An 18,423-nucleotide genomic window follows, 5' to 3' on the forward strand; every position below is an offset into this window, starting at 1 on the left:
CGCCCTTGAAATTGAACGTCAGATTGCCGCGTGTACGGGCTTGCAGCGTCGAGCCGTCACGCGGTTTGGTAAAACCGCGTAACAAATTACGCAAGCTTTGCGCCCACGATCCTTGCCGCGGCCGGCTTGTCGAAGTTGCCGCCGGTGGCCTTGCCGAGCGCGCCCATGACCTGGCCCATCTGCTTCTTGGACGTGGCGCCCAGCTCGGCGATAACCTGATCAATCAGGGTTTCGAGCTCCTCGCCCGAAACCTGCGCGGGCAGCAGGCTCTCCAGAATCTTGACCTGCTCGGTCAGATTGTCGGTACGCTCTTGGTCGGTGCCGGCCTTGATGGACATCTCCAGCGTCTCGCTCGTCTGCTTAATCAGACGCTTGATCATACTGTTGACGTCTTCCTCGGTCACATCGCGGCGCTCGTTGACCTCGATATTCTTCACCTCGGCCTTGACCTGGCGAATGATGGACAGGCGAACCTTGTCCTTAGCCTTCATAGCCGCAATCATTTCCTTCTGCAGCTCTTCGTTGGTCATCTGCAAATCCTCCTCAATAGTGCGGGCGGCACTCGCACGAGCACCGCCCCATGATTACTCAGTCTTCGACGAATCGTCGGCCGAACTCTTGGTGATGCCCTTCAGGCTGACGTTGTACGGCACATCCTTGGGCATGGGGTTAACGGTGATGTCGGCGTCCTTCTTGTACTGCTCCAGCCACTCGCTGTACGCAGCGCTCTCTGCCTGCGTCTTCACCACGTTGGAGACGTACTTCTTGATGTCCTTGGGTACCTGCTTGATGTCATCGACTTGACTATCGACATGGAAGTAGTCGGTGCACTTGATGATGTGGTAACCATAGGTCGACTCGACGACGTCGCTCACACCGCCCTTGTTGAGCCCCTCGAGCGCCTTCTGGTAGCTGTCGACGAAGGTGGTGAGCTTGTCCCAGCCCACATCGCCCTTCTTATCCTTGGAGCCGGTATCGTCGGAGTACTGCTTCACAGCGTCCTCAAAGCTCAGCTCGCCGGAGTTAATCTTGTCCAGGCACTCCTGCGCCTTGGCCTTGGCGGCAGCCTTGTCCTCGTCAGATGCGTCAGAATCGACCTTGATCAGAATATTCGACGAGCGACGGGCGCCATTGTATTTGGACAGGTTCTCGTTGATGTAATCGACAATCTCGCTGTCCTTGGGCTTGCTTGTGGGTGCTACTGCATCCTTGAGTTTCTGCTGCGCCAGGCTCTCCTTGAGCGAGTCCTTGTAAGTGTCCTCGGTGTAGCCATAGGTCTTAAGCGTCTTCTTAAAGGCCTTGGCGCCACCGGACCTCTTGCAGGCGTCCTTCCAGGCCTTCTCGACCTCCTCGTCCGAGACGGTCACGCCGTTTTCCTTCTGCGCCTGTTGAAGCAGAATCTGCTGCGTGTAGGAGTCGATGAGCTGCTTGCGGTACTTTTTGGGCGTGAGATCGTTGTTGACCAGATACTGCGCCCAGTCCTTGTCCTTGGTGTAGCCATGGGACGTGCGCATGCTCATGATCTGCTTGGTCACGGTGTCCTCGGTGAGGTTGGTGCCATTGATGGTAGCAGCCACGCCACCAGTGAGCTTATAGCCCGAGCTGGCGCTTTCAGTCTGTGACATCAGGCCGGAGCACGCCATGGCCGAGACGGAAAGCAGCATTGCCAGCACGCCGATGACCACCAGGACGATCTTGACGGTCTTGGACACATAGGTCTTGCGCTGCTTCTGACGAGAGCTGGAGGCGGCGCGAGCCTGTTGCTCGGGCGTCGGTGCGGCCTCGGGGTTCTTTTTCTTATTTGCCATGTTTGGCCTTTCGCATCACGAATCGAACAAACGCCATTGTGTCACAACGCAGCCCCCGCAGCACACCTGGTGCATGGGGGACAGGTTAATCTGCACCATTTTGGTGCAAAGGGGACCGCTCTGGCAGACGGCAAGTAGGGACGTTCCTTTTCTGCCGGCAGTTTGGGACAGTCCCCAAGTGCCGACCCTAAAAGCGGCGGCGGATGGCATCGACCATGCCTTGGCACGTGGTCTGGCCGAGCACATCGGCTGCGGCGTCGGCATCCATAAAGATATTCATAAGCGCTTGCAGGGCCTCGACCTGGCCGCCCGGCTCGGCAATGCCCAGATTGATGATGACCTGCGCCGGCACGGGAGAACCCATGCCTGCCATAGCACTGAACGTCACGGTCGATGCGGGCTTCACCACCGCGATGTAGGGCTTAGCAACAAACCCCGGATCGGTGTGCGGGATGGCGATGTTGGCCGCCGGCATGGCAAGGCCCGTGGGATAGGCATCCTCGCGCGCGCGGACGGCATCGAGCCAACCGGATGCAATGTAGCCGCGCGGGGCAAGCTCACCCTCGAGGCGCGCAAACACCTCACCCGGCGTCGCGCACTCCCAATCAAAAAACACCAGCTCAGGCGAGAATAGCATCTCGGCGTTATCCGCCATACCGTCCTCCAAAGTTGTATGAGGTTCACAATGCCCCATATGATAGCGAAACGAGACAGGCAAGGTCAGTTTAGGATCCCAATCATATCGAGTGCGCGGGCAGGCGTCAGGCAAACTTCGGACATCTCCTCCAGCATGCGCCGGTCGCTCGTGACTACGTAGTCAACGTCTGCCGTCTCGCCCGAAGCGATGATGAGATTGTCTTCAAGATCCGGCATGCGCTTGCCAAGCATGCGCGCCATCTCGCACTCTGCCAACGAAAGCGGAGAGGCGGTTGCCACCTGCATCATGTGCTCAATGCAGGCCCATGACGCCGAGGCAAACGACACGTTCATCCCATTCACGTTCCGCCGGGCTAGACGCCGAGGCAAAATATAGAATACATCCTTTGCCGTCGTTGGCGCATACAGAAGGTCGATCTTGCCTGGCTCGGCCAGTTCAACCAATCTTCTCGCTTCGTCGAACGCCCCCTCTTGCAGGTAATAATCGAGCCAAACGTTCGTATCTACCAAGAGATGCTTTGCCTCAATCATCGGCAATTCGCCTCGATGTCGGCAATCATCGCATCATACATATCATCCCGTACGGCGTCCCAGTCTTCCGCCGAAGATTCAGCCGGTGCAAAATCCGACGCGCTTAACCCCAACGAGGAAAAAGCCAGGCCACACCCCTGCTCGGCCAGGCTCTCTGCACGGGGCAGCTCACGCTTATCCGCCAGCATAAATCCCGGCAACGCTTGATGCTCGACAAGATAGGCCCAAAGCGCGCGAATGGCATCACTCGGCCCCAATCCATTGCGAGTCAGGACCGCATCGCCACCAGCCTTGAGCATAGGATCAATTCGCGTGTTGAGCTGCACCATTGTCGTTCCCATAGCGGCTCCTTCCTACTTGCTAGCAGTATAGCAAACATGAAAGTCCGCACAAAGGGCCCCGCCCACACACGGACGAGGCCCTATCGGATTTCTTGGGATGGAAATGACACCCGCCACGTTATCAGGAGCCCGAAATCAAAGAGATAGTAAAAGCCGATTGGGGCACATGTGATTCCATAAGCCCCCTCAGCTTTTTCGATAGTTAAGTCACAACAGCGCTTCGTCATTAACAAACACAAGCTGTCTCATTTTCCCACTTCTGCCCTTTAGGCCCAATACGGAATATACCTTCGATATTTGACGCCCGCATCCTCGTCCTCTTCCTTTATCAATGCCTCTTCTAGGCACTCTCTGATTAGACGAGACATCGCCACCGTGTTTTTCTTTTCATCGGAAAGTCCAAAACGCTCTCGCAGTGACTGATTGCTCATCGACTCGCCTTGGGCGTACAAAAGACAAGCATGCCAGTACACAGCATTTTTTCGTTCGCTTTTTTTCATTCGAGTATATGGGCAATCGCAATAGAGCGTCACGAGTGTTCCCAGCCCGCCCTCACTCTTGATAACCGGTGAAGGCATGCCGGCTTTTTCGAGCGAATCTACGATTAAATCCCAGCCCGTACCGCCTTCTTCGCAAAGATCCATTTGGCGCATGAGGGACGCCATCATCGAATTGCGCGTTTTCGGCTGCGCGTTGAGCACGCGTTCTGCCGGAATAAGCGTTGTCCCGGGATTAGAAAACTCGATGCGATTGTCGTAAATCGCAACAAGAGGCCCCGCCGTGTTGTCAGCAATGTCTTGATGGATCACGGCATTTGATAGCAGTTCGCGAATCGCCCTTTGGGGGTAGGCCGTCTGGATGCGTCGAAATGCGCCATCCAACGTCTCAACAGCCGGAATCATCGACATGATCAGTTGCTCAGCCTGCGGGAGCGCTAAAGCGTAACCCTTATCGATTTCAGTATCACCAATAATGTCAAAGCTGCCTTTTCCCGCATATCGCACAATTCGCAGCATGCGTTTTCTGAGCTCCGGATAGCGAGAGAGCCTCTTTCCCACCAGAAGCACCCCCAAGCGCGTCATGTTATAACGGCCGTTGTCTTGGCGATGAATCAGCTCTTGTTCACAGAGAGCAAGAATTACTCCGTCCAGATCGACGGGTCTCCTCAATCTGCACAGTTCAAAATATGCATCAATATCCAGAATCTCGGCGACCTCTTGAGGCGTCAGATCGCTCTCAACTACAGCGAGCTCCGCGTTCCCCGCCTGCAAGCGCCGCCACAGCTCCGCCTCTCGCGCACTACCAGGAAGCAGTTCTGCCGTCGAAGATCCCTCTCGGATGTAGGCGGTCTTATCAAAATAGACCGGCTGAGCGTTCGCGGCGTGCACTTTCAGCACCACAAATTGCTTTGTCTCATGATCAATAACCGCAAACTCGTAATTCGCATTGTTTGAGAGCGCAAGCTTGAGCCACATCAAAAGCTCTTGGTTTCCCTTACCCTTTGCGTGATATGGGTTGAACTGGGTGCCCACAAGCTCATGAGTATCGTTGTTCACACCCCAGATCTTATAGGCATATGCACGGCCGTAGTAAGCGGCAGCGTTGGCAAGCGCCGAGATGTCACGCCCCGTTCTAACGGGGTCGCTATTACCCTCTTTGAACTCAAGCCACTCGGTTTCATCAGGATAGCCGATAAGTGAATAAATCAGCTCCATGTCATCTGCTTCACCCATTGAGCCTGCCTCCTTGCGCTCATTTTGATAACAAAATGATAAATAGATGATAAATAGAATTATGCGCAATTTGAAGCTGGAGACCAAGTTTTCTGGTCGTTTTCCCAGTTAATCTCAAGGCGGAAAGCTTCGTTCTCTGCGAAAGAGTCGACTACCGTAATTGACAGGCAAGAAGAGCTAACTGCTCAATTCAACTAAGCCGGGCGGCACATAGCGCAATAAAAAAGGCGGTTAGACGTATTCGCTACGCCCAACCGCCTTTACAGCGAGTCATTATTTCGCAGGATCCACGGCGACCTTGCCGCTCTCCAGCACGTGGACGCGCCCGTCGGCGAGCATCTGCACGACCTCGGGGTACAGCACGTGCTCGATCGCGTGGATGTGCTCCTCGAGCGTGTCGACGTCCCAGCCCTCCTCAACAGCCAGCGCACGCTGGGCGATGATGGGGCCGTTGTCGTAGATCTCGTTGGCAAAGTGTACGGTCACACCGGTCACCTTGACGCCGCGAGCAAACGCATCGTCGATCGCATGGGCACCGGTAAAGCTCGGCAGCAGCGCCGGATGCAGGTTGACCACGCGGTTGGGGAACGCCGCCAGCAGCGGCGTGTGCACCATGCGCATGTAACCGGCCATCACCACGTACTCGCAGCCGCGCTCGAGCAGCTCATGCGCGATGATCTCGTCGGCGGCGATGGGGTCGGCATAGACATCCTTGGACAGCGTGAGTGTCTGGATGCCCGCGCGTTCGGCGCGTTGCAAGCCCTTGGCCGAAGGACGGCTGGACACCACCAGCTCAATCGAGGCGTTGAGCTTGCCGCCGGCGATCAGATCGATCAGCGCCTGCAGGTTGGTACCCGAACCGCTGATAAGCACGCCGATCTTGAGCGGCTCGTCCGTATCGGTGCCGGTCGGACGGGTGTAGGGCACAAAGCCCAGGCCCTCGGCAGCAGCCATCTGCTCGTTAGCGCTCATCAGAGTACACGACCTTACCGGAACCCTCGACGCACTCGCCCACGCGGAACGGCTTCTCGCCCAGCGCGACCAGGGCCTCGGTCACGGCGGCCTCGTCCTCGGGGGCGACGATCAGGCACAGGCCAACGCCCATGTTGAAGGTCTTGCATGCCTCGTTGGGCGCGAGCTCGGCCTGGCGCGACACGTAGGTGATGACGGGCGGAACGTCCCAGCCCATCTCGGCGCCGTTGCGGGTGACCACGGCATCGACATCGTCGGCAAGTGCGCGGTTGAGGTTCTCGGTGATACCGCCACCGGTGATATGGGCAATGGCGTGAACGTTGGCGCCGCCGCGGAGCAACTCCAGAATCGGCTTGACGTAGATGCGCGTGGGGGCCAGCAGGGCATCGGCCAGCGATGCGCCGCCGAGCTCCTCGAGCGGACGGCTTAGCTCCTCGGCCTTAGCGGCGGCCTCGGGCGTGCCCGGCTTGATTCCGTCGACGCCGATGACCTTACGCACGAGCGAGTAGCCGTTGGAGTGCACGCCGGTGGAAGGCAGGCCCAAAATCACGTCGCCGGGGCGGACGTTTGCGGGGTCGAGCATCTTGGGACGGTCGATGACGCCCACGGTAAAGCCGGCGAGATCGTAGTCGGCGGGAGCCATGACGCCCGGGTGCTCGGCCATCTCGCCGCCCACGAGCGCGCAGCCCGCGAGCTTGCAGCCGTCAGCCACGCCCTTGATGATCTTTGCCATGTGCTCGGCCTCAATGTGACCGATGGCAACGTAGTCCAGGAAGAACAGCGGCTCGGCGCCCGAAGCCAAAATGTCATTGACGCACATGGCAACCAGGTCCTGGCCCACCGTCTCGTGACGGTCCATGATCTGGGCGAGCACGAGCTTGGTACCCACGCCGTCGGTGCCGCTGATCAGGATCGGGTCTTCCATATCCTTAAGCGCGGCGGCCGAGAACAGGCCGCCAAAGCCGCCGATGCCGCCGATAACCTCGGGGCGGTTGGTGTCCTTGACCATCTGCTTAATAGCGTCGACGGCGCGGCCGCCCTCGGCGGTATCGACGCCGGCGTCCTCGTACGTCACATGCTTGCTGTCGCTCATCTGAGCCTTCCTCTCCCACTACCGTGGCGCCGCGCGGGCGCCAAACGGTGCTCATAGTTGCGTTCATTTCGGCGCGCGTCATAACAACACGCGCCGTCATATCAACAAAACAGCAGATAAAACCTGCCAAAATAAACCTGTCCCTAAATGGCAGGTTTTAGGCCTCACTGTGCTCCTCTTCCCAGCTGCGATCGACATATTTCTCGACCACGGCGTCGTCGTCAAAGTGCAGCGGCTTGTCCAGGTTACGGGGCTTAAAGCCCTCCATGAACTTGTCGCGGCCAAAGCTCTCGGGAATCGCCACGGGATAGCGTCCGGTAAAGCACGCATCGCAGTAACCGCCCTTGGGCATGACCTTAAGCAGGCCCTCGACCGAAAGGAAGGCAAGCGAATCGGCGCCGATATACTCGCAAATCTCATCGACCGTCTTGTTGGCGCTGATAAGCTGCGACTGCACGTCGGTATCGATGCCGTAGAAGCACGGCCAGATGACCTCGGGCGAGTTGATGCGGATATGAATCTCCTTGGCGCCGGCGTTGCGCAGCATCTTGACGAGCTGCACCATGGTGGTGCCGCGGACGATGGAGTCGTCGATGACGACCAGGCGCTTGCCCTCGATGTTGTCGCGCAGCGGGTTGAGTTTCATACGCACGCCCATGGCGCGCAGCTCCTGCGTGGGTTCGATAAACGTACGGCCCACATAGCGATTCTTGATGAGTCCCTCGCCAAAGGGAATGCCGCTCTCGTGCGAATAGCCCTCCGCGGGCGGCAGGCCGGAGTCGGGCACGCCAATGACCAGGTCGGCATCGACGGGCTCCTCGTGTGCCAGCTGACGACCCATGTCATAACGGCAGGCGTAGACGCTCTTACCGTTCATGATGGAATCGGGGCGGGCAAAGTAGACCTGCTCAAAGATGCAGTTGGCGGACTCTTCGGCTGCGGGCACGCCCTGCTCGGATACCAGGCCCTCGGCGCTGATGCGCAAAATCTCGCCAGGACGAACATCACGCACGTACTCGGCGCCCACAATGTCGAGCGCACAAGTCTCGGAGGCAACGACCCAGCCGCCGGCGTGCGTGACATGGACGGCGGAGTCGACCGTCGAGGCACCGTCTTGCGAGGGCAGCTGCGAAACAGAAGCGGTGTCGGCCTGATCCAGACCCTCGTCCACGAGCTTGCCCAGCACCAGTGGGCGAATGCCATGCGGGTCGCGGAAAGCGTAGAGCGCCTGCTCGTTGATGAGCGTCATGGCGTAGCCGCCGCGCACGAGCTCCATGGTCTTGCGAATGCCCTCGCGCAGGTGGCCCGTACGCTGGGTAAAGTAGCCGATAAGCTTGGTCGCGACCTCGGAATCCGAATTGGAGAGGAACGGTACGCCCAGCTCGATCAGCTGACGGCGTAGCTCGTCGGTATTAACCAGAGTGCCGTTGTGAGCAAGCGCGATGATGACGCTATTGATGGTAGAAAGATGCGGCTGCGAGGCTTCCCAGCTCTTGGCGCCGGCGGTGCCATAGCGCACGTGGCCCACGGCCAGCTGGCCGGAGAGCGTCGACAGGTCGGCGTTGGAGAACACGCGATCGAGCAGTCCCAGGTCTTTACGAACCATAACCGTGCCGCCATCGCCCACGGCGATTCCCGCCGATTCCTGACCGCGATGCTGCAGCGCGCGCAGACCAAAGTATGTCAGTCGAGCCACATCGCGATCGGGTGCCCACACACCAAAAACACCGCATTCCTCATGCAGCTGGTCGGAGTCCGGATCATACGTCGACATGGTCGCCACCTGTCCCGTGGCACGCTCGGCCGCGCGGATGGTTTCTTGAGACATGGCATCCCCTCAGAGCCTCGTTATTTGGCGTTACCCGCCCTATTATACGCACGGCAAGACAGGCACTCCCGCGCATGAGCAGCGCTTTTTAAAAGCCCACCGAGCTTATAATCAGTTTTGCGGCCAAACATTTTATCGGTCTGTCTAGCGCAAGCGCCCACGCCCCCAGATGGCCGCCGCGTCCACCGTTGGGGATTACAAAGTTGTAATTGGGACGTTCGTCCTGTCTTTTGGCAGGTCGGCGGCGTATCCTTATAACCTGAAACAAAGCGAGAAAGGTTCTGTATGAATCGAAACGAACTCGACCCCAGCGTCCCCAGCGCCACGGAGGTCAAGAAGATCCCGCTCATCATTAAGGTGTACGCCGTCCTGTGCATCCTGTCCGGCGTGAGCACACTCCCGTCGGTCGCCGCCTTTATGTGGCAGGTCATCACCGCGCTCATTAACGGCAACGCCGCCGAAAAGCTCGGCGACAATATGCTGCTCGCGGTTGGACTCATCGTCGCCGGCATCATGCTCTCTGCGGCAAGTGCCGTCATCCTGATCATCTTTGGCCTGGACCTTATCAAGAACCAGCGCCGTAACGCCGCGCGCCTCTCCTATATCCTTATCGCATTTACCGTCGTTGAGCTTTTGGTCGACGTGATGCTCCAGGGTATCGGGCCGTTCTTGCTGCGCCCCGCCATCCAGCTCGGCATCCTCGTCGCGCTTTCGGCCACCGTCGACCCCACGCTTCGTCAGGAGCGCGAACTGCAGCGCCGCCTGCAGGAGATGCTCGACCGCGACGCCGCCGCCGAGGGTATGCTCGGACGCGATGAGACCGGCGAAGGCTACATCAAGCTCAACTACTTCAACCTGTTCTGGGTATTCTTTGTCTGCTGCGTGCTCGGCCTGGTCGCCGAGGACATCTGGCATATGACGGTCGACGACCCGGGCGTCTACCAGAACCGCGCCGGCATGCTGTTTGGCCCCTTCAGCCCCATCTACGGATTTGGCGCCGTGCTCATGACCATGGTGCTCAACCGCTTCTACAAAAAGAGCCCCATCATCATTTTCCTGGTAAGTGCTGTGCTCGGCGCGAGCTTTGAGGTGTTCGTGGGCTGGTTTATGCAGACCTCATTTGGCGTGGTCTCGTGGAGCTACTCGCACATGAAGTTGTTCGGCATGCCCGACCCACTCGCCGTCCTTACGGGCGGACGCACCTGCACGGGCTTTGCCTGCCTGTGGGGCCTTGGTGGCCTTATCTGGATCAAGCTGCTGCTGCCGAGGCTGCTCAAGCTCATCAACATGATTCCGTGGAAGAGTCGCTACTCGGCTACCGTCCTCTTCACCGTCATTATGCTGGTCGATGGCGTTATGACGCTGCAGTCGCTCGATTATTGGTACCAGCGCGTCAACGGCACGGAGCCGCATATTCCCGTCGCGCAGTTCTACGGACAGTATTTCGATAACGAGTACATGGAGAATCGCTTCCAGAGCATGACCATGAGCCCCAAGGATGCAACGCGCGTGTAGCGCCACGCAATGCCGAGATTTTCCAACGCACGGAAAAGCCCGCTGGCAGACTGATTTGAACTGCCAGCGGGCTTTTTTGGCGAGTGCTGCTGCCGGCCCTACGCCTCGCGCTCGACCTCACTCACGCATTCATTCTTGATGGTGCCAACGAGTTCCTGCAGCGCATCGACCACATGCGGGCGAATGTCCCCGCCAATGAGCACGAGCATGATGTCGTCGCCCACGGCAAGCTCTCCGCTCGCCAGCCACACGCGCACATAGCCGATACCCGGCATCGCGTGCGTTGCCTCGATAGCGGCCTGCACCTTTTCGGCATCGAAGCCAAACACCATGCCGCCCACCCTGTGTCCAGGTGCCACGCCACCGGTCTCGATGCCGCGTACCTCGGATTTTGGCGTTGCGCGCACCACGCCGTTGTGTGTCAGGTACATGCCGCAGCCAGCCGCCGAAGCATCGGCCTTGGCCTCGCGCAGCCAGGCATCAATCGAAGGCATCGTTTTGCCGTTCTCGAACATCATTTCTCCCTTACCGTCGTCGAATAGCTAATTTGGGACGGGGCTCTTTTAGCTACTCTCGAGCACCTTATTCTTCGACCGGTGTGAGCACCATGACGGCACGGGTGTTGCTCAGCGACAGCGAACGGCAGGTCACAAGCGTAACGATCTTGGTTGCCGAAGCAGCGCGGTCGGTAGCATCGCTCGCCACGGCAGAGGCACCGTCGAGCATCTCAGACAGGTAATTCTTCAGTCCGTCAGCGCCCTCAAAGTTGGGCGTGCGCGCCTTGGCATACGTGTCCTCGACCACCTTGGTCGCCAGCGGGCGCAACTTATACGTCGCATCGCGCGTGATGTAGTACACGTATTCCATGCTGTCGAATGTCGCCTGATCGGTCGTGTCCGAAATCACGTTGAACATTGAGCCGTCGTTCATGTGATGGCCGTAGATCGTGGTCTGCTGATCCACCATGCCCGGCGCGGTATCGTCGCTATCCAAAAAGATGGCACCAGACGCATTGGCCGTACCGTCAAACAGCGTGTTGAGGTACTTGGAGTTGTTGTTGGTCTGCACCACGGGGTAGTTGATGTTGGTGCCAGGCACGTAAATCCAACCCACAACCTCGGGATTTGTCTGGGCAAGCGCGTTGAAGTCAATGATCGGCACGCCGCTGGCGTCCTTGTCGCTCACATATTGCTTTTCGATTTTTTGATACGACTCGCTCGCCTGCTTGTAGCCAATCTGCGCGTTGATAAAGATGGCGGCCGCAGCAACGATCAGGCCAATGCCGATGATGATGAGCAGAATGGGGACGACGGAGCACCGCTTTTTGCGTGGCGGCTCGGTATAGCTCGATGGTGCGGCATACGCCGAAGAGCGAGGCGACTTCTTGGCCGCACTGTATGACGAAGGGCGATATGCAGCAGGTGTATCCGGACGGCAATGCTTCGCCGGCGTTACAGGACGCGGCGCACGAGCCTGCTGAGGAGAAGATGCCCGACCCTGCCGCATGGAGCGGGCCGACCCCGACTTGGCCGGATCGGGGATCTGAGAAGCCGAGAAACGTTTTCCCTGATAGTCGGACATGACTCTCCCTATGATTACAACGGAATGGCAAGCCGCTTAGGCATCGGCCATCTCCTGCTTCATCTTCTCGATAACCTTGCGGTACTCGGGGTCACAGGCACCCAGAATCTGTGTGGCATAGATGGCAGCGTTCTTGGCACCGTTGATGGCAACACAGGCCACGGGCACGCCCGAAGGCATCTGCACCATCGACAGCAGCGAGTCCATACCACCCAGGTCGCTCGTCTTCATGGGCACGCCAATAACCGGCAGCGGCGTAAACGCGGCCACGACACCGCCCAGGTGAGCAGCCTTGCCGGCAGCGGCGATAATCACCTTGATGCCGCGGTCGGCAGCAGTCGAGGCCCACTCATGGACCTTCGCCGGCGTGCGGTGCGCGCTCGCGATCACGAGCTCGTAGGGCACGCCCAGTGCCTCGAGCTCGGCGGTGCAACCTTCCATAACGCCCAGATCGGACTTGGAACCCATGATGATCCCGACAACCGGCTTCTGATCTGCCATAAACAAAGACCTCCTGTTGAGAGCGGTGACGCGGCGGATCCGCGACCCTTAACTACTGAGAGTAGTATAGCTGCTCCCGTCCCTGCGGTCTTTGTGGCGCTTCGCGGACGGGCCAGGCTTTATCTTCACTCCGGTTGCTTCGCAAAGTCGTTCAGATAAAGCCTGGCCCGTCCGCGAAGCGCCCTGCGACCTACCGGATATTGCCATGACGTACGTTGGCTGAAATAAATGAGTTCCGGCTGCTTCGCAAAGTCGCTCAGACAATAAACCCAGCCCGCCGCGGGGCACCCGGGGACCTACCGGGGGTTGCCATGACGTACGTTGGCTGATTTGGTTTGGATGAAAAGGTTGACGGAGAGTGATGGGCAGTTAGTTCAGATACGTATAATTTGGCCGTGGCCTTGGGCACGAAATTGCCGCTTGGAAGCCGACGCGGACCCAGTATTGGGCCGTTCCCGGCTTGGCTGAGCATCTTGATCGATTCAGATTGCCAAAAGTAGGCCGAATGAGTCCAAATCAGCCTTCTCCTACTCTCTAGAAAATACGAATTTGAACTAACTGTCCAGAGGCGTCCTCGACTAACAGTAAAAAGGCCTCCATACAAAGAGTGGGCCCTGCCGCTCGAACGAACGGCAGGGCCCACTCTCATTTTCTATTTAGCCTTAGTCATCGCACAAAGCCCCTTCGGCCGCACACGGTGCACCCAAGTCGCCGCAGGCCGGGGCGGGGGCCGAGTTTCCCACTGAGCGACTCTGCTTGCAGCCGGAGCGAAGGGGGAAACTCGGCCCCCGCCCCGGCCGACCAGGTCACACTACACCGTGTGCTGTGGCAGGTCCTGCAGGGCGATGACGTCCATGCCCATGTCGTTGGCGCTGCCGTGACCCCGCTGGTCCTCGCGCACGGCCTCGATGGCACTCACGTACGTGTTGGCCGCAGACATCGCCGTCACGCAGGTCACGCCGCGACGCACGGCCTCGGTACGCAGCAGGTAGCCATCGCCACGCGAGCCCGGACCGTACGGCGTGTTGATGATTACCGCAATCTTGCCATCGGCGATGAGGTCGCCGATGTTGGGGCACTCGCCGTCGTGCGGCCCGCTGATCTTCTCCACGACTTCGCACGTCACATTGCCGCCGCGCAGCACGCGCGCCGTGCCCTCGGTGGAACAGATATCAAAGTCCAGGTAGCGCAGGATACGCGCGACCGAAAGGATGTGACGCTTGTCGCGGTCGCACACGCTGACGAATACCTTGCCGGCGCTGGGGTCGGGCAGCTTGTAGTCGATCGCCAGCTGCGTCTTGGCGTATGCCTCGGGATAGCTCTTGGCAATGCCCATGACCTCGCCCGTCGACTTCATCTCGGGCCCAAGGATAACATCGGCTCCCGGGAAACGGCCCCAGGGCATAACGGCTTCCTTCATGCAGAACCAGTCAAGCTGACGCTCGTCGCTCGGCAGGCCCAGGCTCGCGATGGAATCGCCTGCCATGATACGTGCGGCACATTTGGCCAGCGGCACGCCGGTGGCCTTGGAGATAAACGGCACGGTACGGCTCGCGCGCGGGTTGGCCTCGATCACGTAGACGGTCTCGCCCTTGATGGCGTACTGTACGTTAACCAGGCCGCGTACGCCCAGCGCCATCGCGATGCGGCGCGTGGTCTCGCGGAGCTTCGCCTGCAGACTCTCACTAAAGCTGAACGGCGGGATGCAGGTCGCGGAGTCGCCGGAGTGAATACCGGCCTCCTCGATATGCTCCAGGATACCGCCGATGTAGACCGCTTCGCCGTCGCACAGAGCGTCGACGTCGGACTCGATCGCACCCTCCAGGAAGCGGTCCAGGTACACCGGGTAGTCGGGACTAATGCGCGCAGCCTCGGCCATGTAATCGCGCAGATGCTCGGCATCGTAGGCGATCATCATGCCGCGGCCGCCCAGCACGTAGCTCGGACGCACCAGCAGCGGGTAGCCGATGTGCGCGGCCACGGCCTCGGCCTCCTCAAACGAGGTGGCCTGGCCCGCCGGCGGGTACATGATGCCCAGCTTATCGAGCAGGGCGGCGAAGCGCTCGCGATCCTCGGCAAAGTCGATGGCATCGGGCTTGGTGCCCATAATGTTCACGCCGCTCTCCTCGAGCATGCGCGCCAGCTTAAGCGGAGTCTGGCCGCCGAGCGTCACCACGACGCCGTCGGGTCGCTCAACATCGATGACATCCATGACGTCCTCGTAGGTGAGCGGCTCAAAGTACAGGCGGTCGGACGTGTCGTAGTCGGTCGAAACGGTCTCGGGGTTGCAGTTGACCATGATGGTCTCGAAGCCGCGGGCCGCCAGCGCGTAGCTCGCGTGCACGCAGCAGTAATCGAACTCGATACCCTGGCCAATGCGGTTGGGACCGGCGCCCAAGATCATCGCCTTGGGCTTGTCCGCCGGCGTGGTCTCGTCGGGAGCCACGCGCTTCTTGGCATCCGGGCTCGTGCGGTAGATGTTCTCGTACGTCTTGTAGTGGTACTCCGTGGCGCTCGAGAACTCCGCAGCGCAGGTATCGACCGTCTTCATGCTGGGGACCACGCCCAGACCCTTGCGGTAGGCACGCACAAAGCGCTCATCGGAGCCGGTCAGCGTGGCAATCTCGGCGTCACTCGTGCCATACTGCTTGAGCAGGCGCATCGCGTCGGCGTCAATGTCCTCCACACGCAGGCCGCGGATGCTCTCCTGAACCTGCACCATATCGTTGATGCGGTTGAGGTACCACGGATCGATGCCGCAGATGGCATGGATGTGCGCGACATCCCAGCCGCGGCGCAGGGCCTCGACCACAAAGAAAATGCGATGCTCGGTCGGCGTTGCCACGGCCTGAGCGAGCTCGTCGTCGCTCAGCTTGTCGGCGCCCTCCTTGCCACCGGCGCAGATACCCTGGTGACCGTCCTCCAGTGAGCGCATGGCCTTGCCGAAGGCCTCCTCAAAGGTGCGGCCAATCGCCATGATCTCGCCCACGGCCTTCATGCGCGTGGTGAGCGTGGGGTCGGTCCCCTTGAACTTCTCGAAGGCAAAGCGCGGCACCTTAACGACGCAGTAGTCGATCGTGGGCTCAAAGCAGGCGGGTGTGGCCTTGGTGATGTCGTTGACGATCTCGTCGAGCGTATAGCCCACAGCCAGGCGCGCGGCAGCCTTAGCGATGGGGAAGCCCGTGGCTTTGGAGGCCAGCGCGGACGAACGGCTCACGCGCGGGTTCATCTCGATGACGATCAAGCGACCGGTGTTGGGGTTCACGGCAAACTGCACGTTGGAGCCACCGGTCTCAACGCCGATCTTCTCCAGAATGGCGAGCGAGGCCACGCGCATGCGCTGATACTCAAGGTCGGAGAGCGTCTGCGCCGGAGCCACGGTGATGGAGTCGCCGGTGTGCACGCCCATGGGGTCGAGATTCTCGATGGAGCACACGATGATGCCGTTGCCGGCGTGGTCGCGCATGACCTCCATCTCATACTCTTTCCAGCCCTCGATGGACTCCTCGACCAGCACCTCGTGGGCGGGCGAGAGCTCCAGGCCCTGGCTCACGATGGAGACGAGCTCCTCGTGGGTGTGTGCGATGCCGCCGCCGGCACCGCCGAGGGTAAAGCTCGGGCGCAGCACGCAGGGATATCCCAGGCGCTCGGCGATGGCCTCGGCGTCGGCGACGCTATAGGCATAGCCCGAGCGCGCGACCTCCAGGCCAATCTCGGCCATGGCCTCGTTAAAGAGCTTTCGGTCCTCGCCGCGCTCGATAGCGGCCAGGTCGCAGCCGATCATCTCGACGCCGTACTTGTCCAGCGTGCCGTCTTGCGCCAGCTCGACGGCGGCGTTCAGACCGGTCTGGCCGCCCAGCGTGGGCAGCAGCGCGTCCGGGCGCTCTTTCTTGATTACGCGCTCGATAAACTCGGCGGTGATGGGCTCGACATAGGTGCGGTCGGCAAGACCCGGGTCGGTCATGATGGTCGCCGGGTTGGAGTTGACCAGGATGACCTCAAAGCCATCCTCTTTGAGCACCTTGCAGGCCTGGGCGCCGGAGTAGTCGAACTCACAGGCCTGGCCAATAACGATGGGGCCCGAACCAATGACGAGGATGCGCTTGATGTCAGTACGTTTCGGCATGTTAGTTCTCCTCGGTCGCAGCGTTCTCGGACTCGGCGAAATTCCAGCCGGCAAGGCGGTCCTTCGCGGTGTCGATGGCCAGATAGTTCTCCTCGCCGTCCATGAGTCGCATAAAGGCGGTAAAGAGATAGTGGGCATCGGTGGGGCCGGGCGAGGCCTCGGGGTGGTACTGGACCGAGAAGCACGGGGCGTCGAGCAGCTGGATGCCCTCGGCGGTGCCGTCGTTGAGGTTCACGTGCGTCAGGCGAATGCGGCCGAAGCGCTCGTTCATCACAACCGGCGCGATGCCGCGACGCACCCAGGCGCGCAGGTCGCCATCGGCCGCATGCTCGGTCTCGCCGCCGGAAAGCTCCGGGATCAGTTTGCCCAGACTGGGGAACAGTAGGCCAAAGCCGTGGTTTTGCGCGGTGATCTCCACGCGACGGCTCACCAGGTTCATAACCGGCTGGTTACCGCCACGGTGACCGAATTTAAGCTTTTCCATTTGGGCGCCGCACGCCAAGCTGATCATCTGGTGGCCAAGGCAAATGCCAAAGACCGGCACCTTGCCGATCAGCTGCTGCACCTGCTCGTAGGTCTCCACCACGGCATCGGGGTCGCCGGGGCCGTTGGATAAAAAGACGCCGTCGGGATTCATGTCGAGCACCTGCTGGGCGGGCGTATCCCACGGCACGACGGTAAGGTCGCAGCCAGCGCGGACGAGGCCCTCCAGGATGCCGCGCTTCACGCCGCAGTCGTAGGCGACCACGTTGTGGCGGGCAGGAGCGGCAGGGGCAAGCGCAAAGCCATGCGTAGCGGGCAGATCGATCGCGGCAAAAGCGTGGGGCTCAGAGCAACTCACGGTCTTGACCAGGTTCTCGCCCACCAGCGTCGGCGCTGCGGCCAGACGCTCGGCAAGCTCGGCGACGTCAAAGATTTCCGTCGAGATAATACCCATCTTGGAGCCGTTGTCGCGCAGGTGGCGCACAAGAGCGCGGGTGTCGACGCCCTCGATGGCGACGATGCCGTGGGCACGCAGGTACTCCGACACGCTGACGGCCGAGCGCCAGTTGGAAGGCGTGGCGCACATGTCGCGGACGATCATGCCGCGCATGGCGGGAGCGTTCGCGGGGCGATCGGTATCGCCGGGGAAGGCCGACTGGACGTCGGTCTCGTCGATGCCGTAGTTACCGATCTGCGGATAGGTCATGGTTACAATTTGGCCGGCATAGCTCGGGTCGGTCATGACCTCAAAGTAGCCCTCAAGCGAGGTGTTGAAGCAGACCTCGCCGGTCGCGGTACCCTCGGCACCGCATGCACGGCCATAAAAAATGGTCCCATCCTCAAGGTACAGGATGCAGGGACCACAGGTGCCCTTGCTGGTTTTGGCCAGCATGCGCTGGCAAAGCTCGCTGGGCGCGAAGGTGCGGGCAGCAATGCCCGCAGTATGGTTGTTCGCCATAATTCTCCTTCCCGGTCTCTCTGGACCGGCTTAAAGGTTGGTAGTTAGGCCTTGCGGTATTGTAACCGCAAGCATGCGCCATTGCGTTAATTTCATCGAAATGTTTACGAAATGATAATTATGACTTTCTATGCATAATGATTTTTCTGGGACGGGGATTAAAAAATCATCCTGTCATGCGTGCAGTTGGCGAGTAGTCAATTTGGGACGGGGCTATTTTAGCTACCCACGCCGTCGACCAACCTAACCGGTGTGCCACCGGCCGTGGTAGCTAAAATAGCCCCGTCCCAAATTGA

At 59.9% G+C, this 18,423-nt stretch carries 15 protein-coding genes; 1 reads left to right on the top strand and 14 read right to left on the bottom strand.

Annotated features, from left to right (window positions below; translation table 11 throughout):
* Positions 1–86: 86 nt before the first annotated feature.
* The 9 genes from SFLMC1_RS03655 to purF all read right to left on the bottom strand — a co-directional run bounded on the left by SFLMC1_RS03655 (position 87) and on the right by purF (position 8,963).
* Entirely contained in the window at positions 87–530 is a 444-nt protein-coding gene (locus SFLMC1_RS03655) for a GatB/YqeY domain-containing protein (protein ID WP_152074449.1), read from the bottom strand.
* A 54-nt stretch (positions 531–584) separates the two neighbouring features.
* Complete coding sequence (locus tag SFLMC1_RS03660) at positions 585–1,808, bottom strand: peptidylprolyl isomerase (RefSeq protein ID WP_152074448.1); 1,224 nt, start codon at positions 1,806–1,808, stop codon at positions 585–587.
* A gap of 187 nt (positions 1,809–1,995) precedes the next feature.
* On the bottom strand, positions 1,996–2,463 hold the full coding sequence (locus SFLMC1_RS03665; protein WP_152074447.1) for a PTS sugar transporter subunit IIA: 468 nt from the start codon (positions 2,461–2,463) through the stop codon (positions 1,996–1,998).
* Between the two features lie 65 nt (positions 2,464–2,528).
* Positions 2,529–2,996: a PIN domain-containing protein gene (locus tag SFLMC1_RS03670; RefSeq protein ID WP_222838023.1), complete on the bottom strand. Its 468-nt coding sequence runs from the start codon at positions 2,994–2,996 to the stop codon at positions 2,529–2,531.
* On the bottom strand, positions 2,993–3,337 hold the full coding sequence (locus SFLMC1_RS03675) for a type II toxin-antitoxin system RelB/DinJ family antitoxin (protein ID WP_152074445.1): 345 nt from the start codon (positions 3,335–3,337) through the stop codon (positions 2,993–2,995). The genes SFLMC1_RS03670 and SFLMC1_RS03675 overlap by 4 nt, the downstream gene beginning before the upstream one ends.
* A 266-nt stretch (positions 3,338–3,603) precedes the next feature.
* Complete coding sequence (locus SFLMC1_RS03680; protein WP_152074444.1) at positions 3,604–5,070, bottom strand: ATP-binding protein; 1,467 nt, start codon at positions 5,068–5,070, stop codon at positions 3,604–3,606.
* Positions 5,071–5,343: 273 nt separating this feature from the next.
* The gene (purN, locus tag SFLMC1_RS03685) at positions 5,344–6,042 is read right to left on the bottom strand and encodes a phosphoribosylglycinamide formyltransferase (RefSeq protein WP_152074443.1); all 699 of its coding nucleotides are present in this window, start codon (positions 6,040–6,042) and stop codon (positions 5,344–5,346) included.
* Complete coding sequence (gene purM / locus SFLMC1_RS03690; protein ID WP_152074442.1) at positions 6,032–7,135, bottom strand: phosphoribosylformylglycinamidine cyclo-ligase; 1,104 nt, start codon at positions 7,133–7,135, stop codon at positions 6,032–6,034. Before purM ends, purN begins: the two co-directional genes overlap by 11 nt.
* Before the next feature lie 157 nt (positions 7,136–7,292).
* Positions 7,293–8,963, bottom strand: coding sequence for an amidophosphoribosyltransferase (purF, locus tag SFLMC1_RS03695; protein ID WP_152074441.1), 1,671 nt, complete (start codon positions 8,961–8,963; stop codon positions 7,293–7,295).
* 285 nt (positions 8,964–9,248) lie between these two features.
* Between purF and SFLMC1_RS03700 the strand changes: the two genes are divergently transcribed.
* Positions 9,249–10,478: a putative ABC transporter permease gene (locus SFLMC1_RS03700; protein ID WP_152074440.1), complete on the top strand. Its 1,230-nt coding sequence runs from the start codon at positions 9,249–9,251 to the stop codon at positions 10,476–10,478.
* A gap of 98 nt (positions 10,479–10,576) precedes the next feature.
* Here SFLMC1_RS03700 and SFLMC1_RS03705 read toward each other — a convergent pair whose 3' ends face one another.
* The 5 genes from SFLMC1_RS03705 to carA form a co-directional block, all read right to left on the bottom strand.
* Complete coding sequence (locus tag SFLMC1_RS03705; RefSeq protein WP_226814277.1) at positions 10,577–10,993, bottom strand: molybdenum cofactor biosynthesis protein MoaE; 417 nt, start codon at positions 10,991–10,993, stop codon at positions 10,577–10,579.
* Positions 10,994–11,060: 67 nt separating this feature from the next.
* The gene (locus SFLMC1_RS03710; RefSeq protein ID WP_152074438.1) at positions 11,061–12,059 is read right to left on the bottom strand and encodes a class B sortase; all 999 of its coding nucleotides are present in this window, start codon (positions 12,057–12,059) and stop codon (positions 11,061–11,063) included.
* A 36-nt stretch (positions 12,060–12,095) separates the two neighbouring features.
* A complete protein-coding gene (purE, locus tag SFLMC1_RS03715; RefSeq protein ID WP_006235810.1) occupies positions 12,096–12,560 on the bottom strand; it encodes a 5-(carboxyamino)imidazole ribonucleotide mutase in 465 nt (154 codons plus the stop codon).
* Positions 12,561–13,371: 811 nt separating this feature from the next.
* Entirely contained in the window at positions 13,372–16,686 is a 3,315-nt protein-coding gene (carB, locus tag SFLMC1_RS03720) for a carbamoyl-phosphate synthase large subunit (protein WP_152074437.1), read from the bottom strand.
* 1 nt (position 16,687) lies between these two features.
* Positions 16,688–18,127 (bottom strand): glutamine-hydrolyzing carbamoyl-phosphate synthase small subunit, encoded by a 1,440-nt coding sequence (gene carA, locus SFLMC1_RS03725; RefSeq protein WP_152074436.1) that lies wholly within the window; start codon positions 18,125–18,127, stop codon positions 16,688–16,690.
* Positions 18,128–18,423: the final 296 nt, after the last annotated feature.

This window comes from Collinsella aerofaciens, assembly GCF_901212495.1.
In the GTDB taxonomy this organism is placed as follows: Bacteria; Actinomycetota; Coriobacteriia; order Coriobacteriales; family Coriobacteriaceae; genus Collinsella; species Collinsella aerofaciens_H.

What these genes read in the sequence shown, in the direction of transcription:
- SFLMC1_RS03665 (WP_152074447.1), bottom strand. Translation starts at nt 2,463, where the DNA reads ATGGCGGATAACGCCGAGATGCTATTCTCGCCTGAGCTGGTGTTTTTT.
- purN (WP_152074443.1), bottom strand. Translation starts at nt 6,042, where the DNA reads ATGAGCGCTAACGAGCAGATGGCTGCTGCCGAGGGCCTGGGCTTTGTG.
- SFLMC1_RS03700 (WP_152074440.1), top strand. Translation starts at nt 9,249, where the DNA reads ATGAATCGAAACGAACTCGACCCCAGCGTCCCCAGCGCCACGGAGGTC.
- SFLMC1_RS03675 (WP_152074445.1), bottom strand. Translation starts at nt 3,337, where the DNA reads ATGGGAACGACAATGGTGCAGCTCAACACGCGAATTGATCCTATGCTC.
- SFLMC1_RS03660 (WP_152074448.1), bottom strand. Translation starts at nt 1,808, where the DNA reads ATGGCAAATAAGAAAAAGAACCCCGAGGCCGCACCGACGCCCGAGCAA.
- carA (WP_152074436.1), bottom strand. Translation starts at nt 18,127, where the DNA reads ATGGCGAACAACCATACTGCGGGCATTGCTGCCCGCACCTTCGCGCCC.
- SFLMC1_RS03670 (WP_222838023.1), bottom strand. Translation starts at nt 2,996, where the DNA reads ATGATTGAGGCAAAGCATCTCTTGGTAGATACGAACGTTTGGCTCGAT.
- SFLMC1_RS03710 (WP_152074438.1), bottom strand. Translation starts at nt 12,059, where the DNA reads ATGTCCGACTATCAGGGAAAACGTTTCTCGGCTTCTCAGATCCCCGAT.
- purM (WP_152074442.1), bottom strand. Translation starts at nt 7,135, where the DNA reads ATGAGCGACAGCAAGCATGTGACGTACGAGGACGCCGGCGTCGATACC.
- purE (WP_006235810.1), bottom strand. Translation starts at nt 12,560, where the DNA reads ATGGCAGATCAGAAGCCGGTTGTCGGGATCATCATGGGTTCCAAGTCC.
- purF (WP_152074441.1), bottom strand. Translation starts at nt 8,963, where the DNA reads ATGTCTCAAGAAACCATCCGCGCGGCCGAGCGTGCCACGGGACAGGTG.
- SFLMC1_RS03705 (WP_226814277.1), bottom strand. Translation starts at nt 10,993, where the DNA reads ATGTTCGAGAACGGCAAAACGATGCCTTCGATTGATGCCTGGCTGCGC.
- SFLMC1_RS03680 (WP_152074444.1), bottom strand. Translation starts at nt 5,070, where the DNA reads ATGGGTGAAGCAGATGACATGGAGCTGATTTATTCACTTATCGGCTAT.
- carB (WP_152074437.1), bottom strand. Translation starts at nt 16,686, where the DNA reads ATGCCGAAACGTACTGACATCAAGCGCATCCTCGTCATTGGTTCGGGC.
- SFLMC1_RS03655 (WP_152074449.1), bottom strand. Translation starts at nt 530, where the DNA reads ATGACCAACGAAGAGCTGCAGAAGGAAATGATTGCGGCTATGAAGGCT.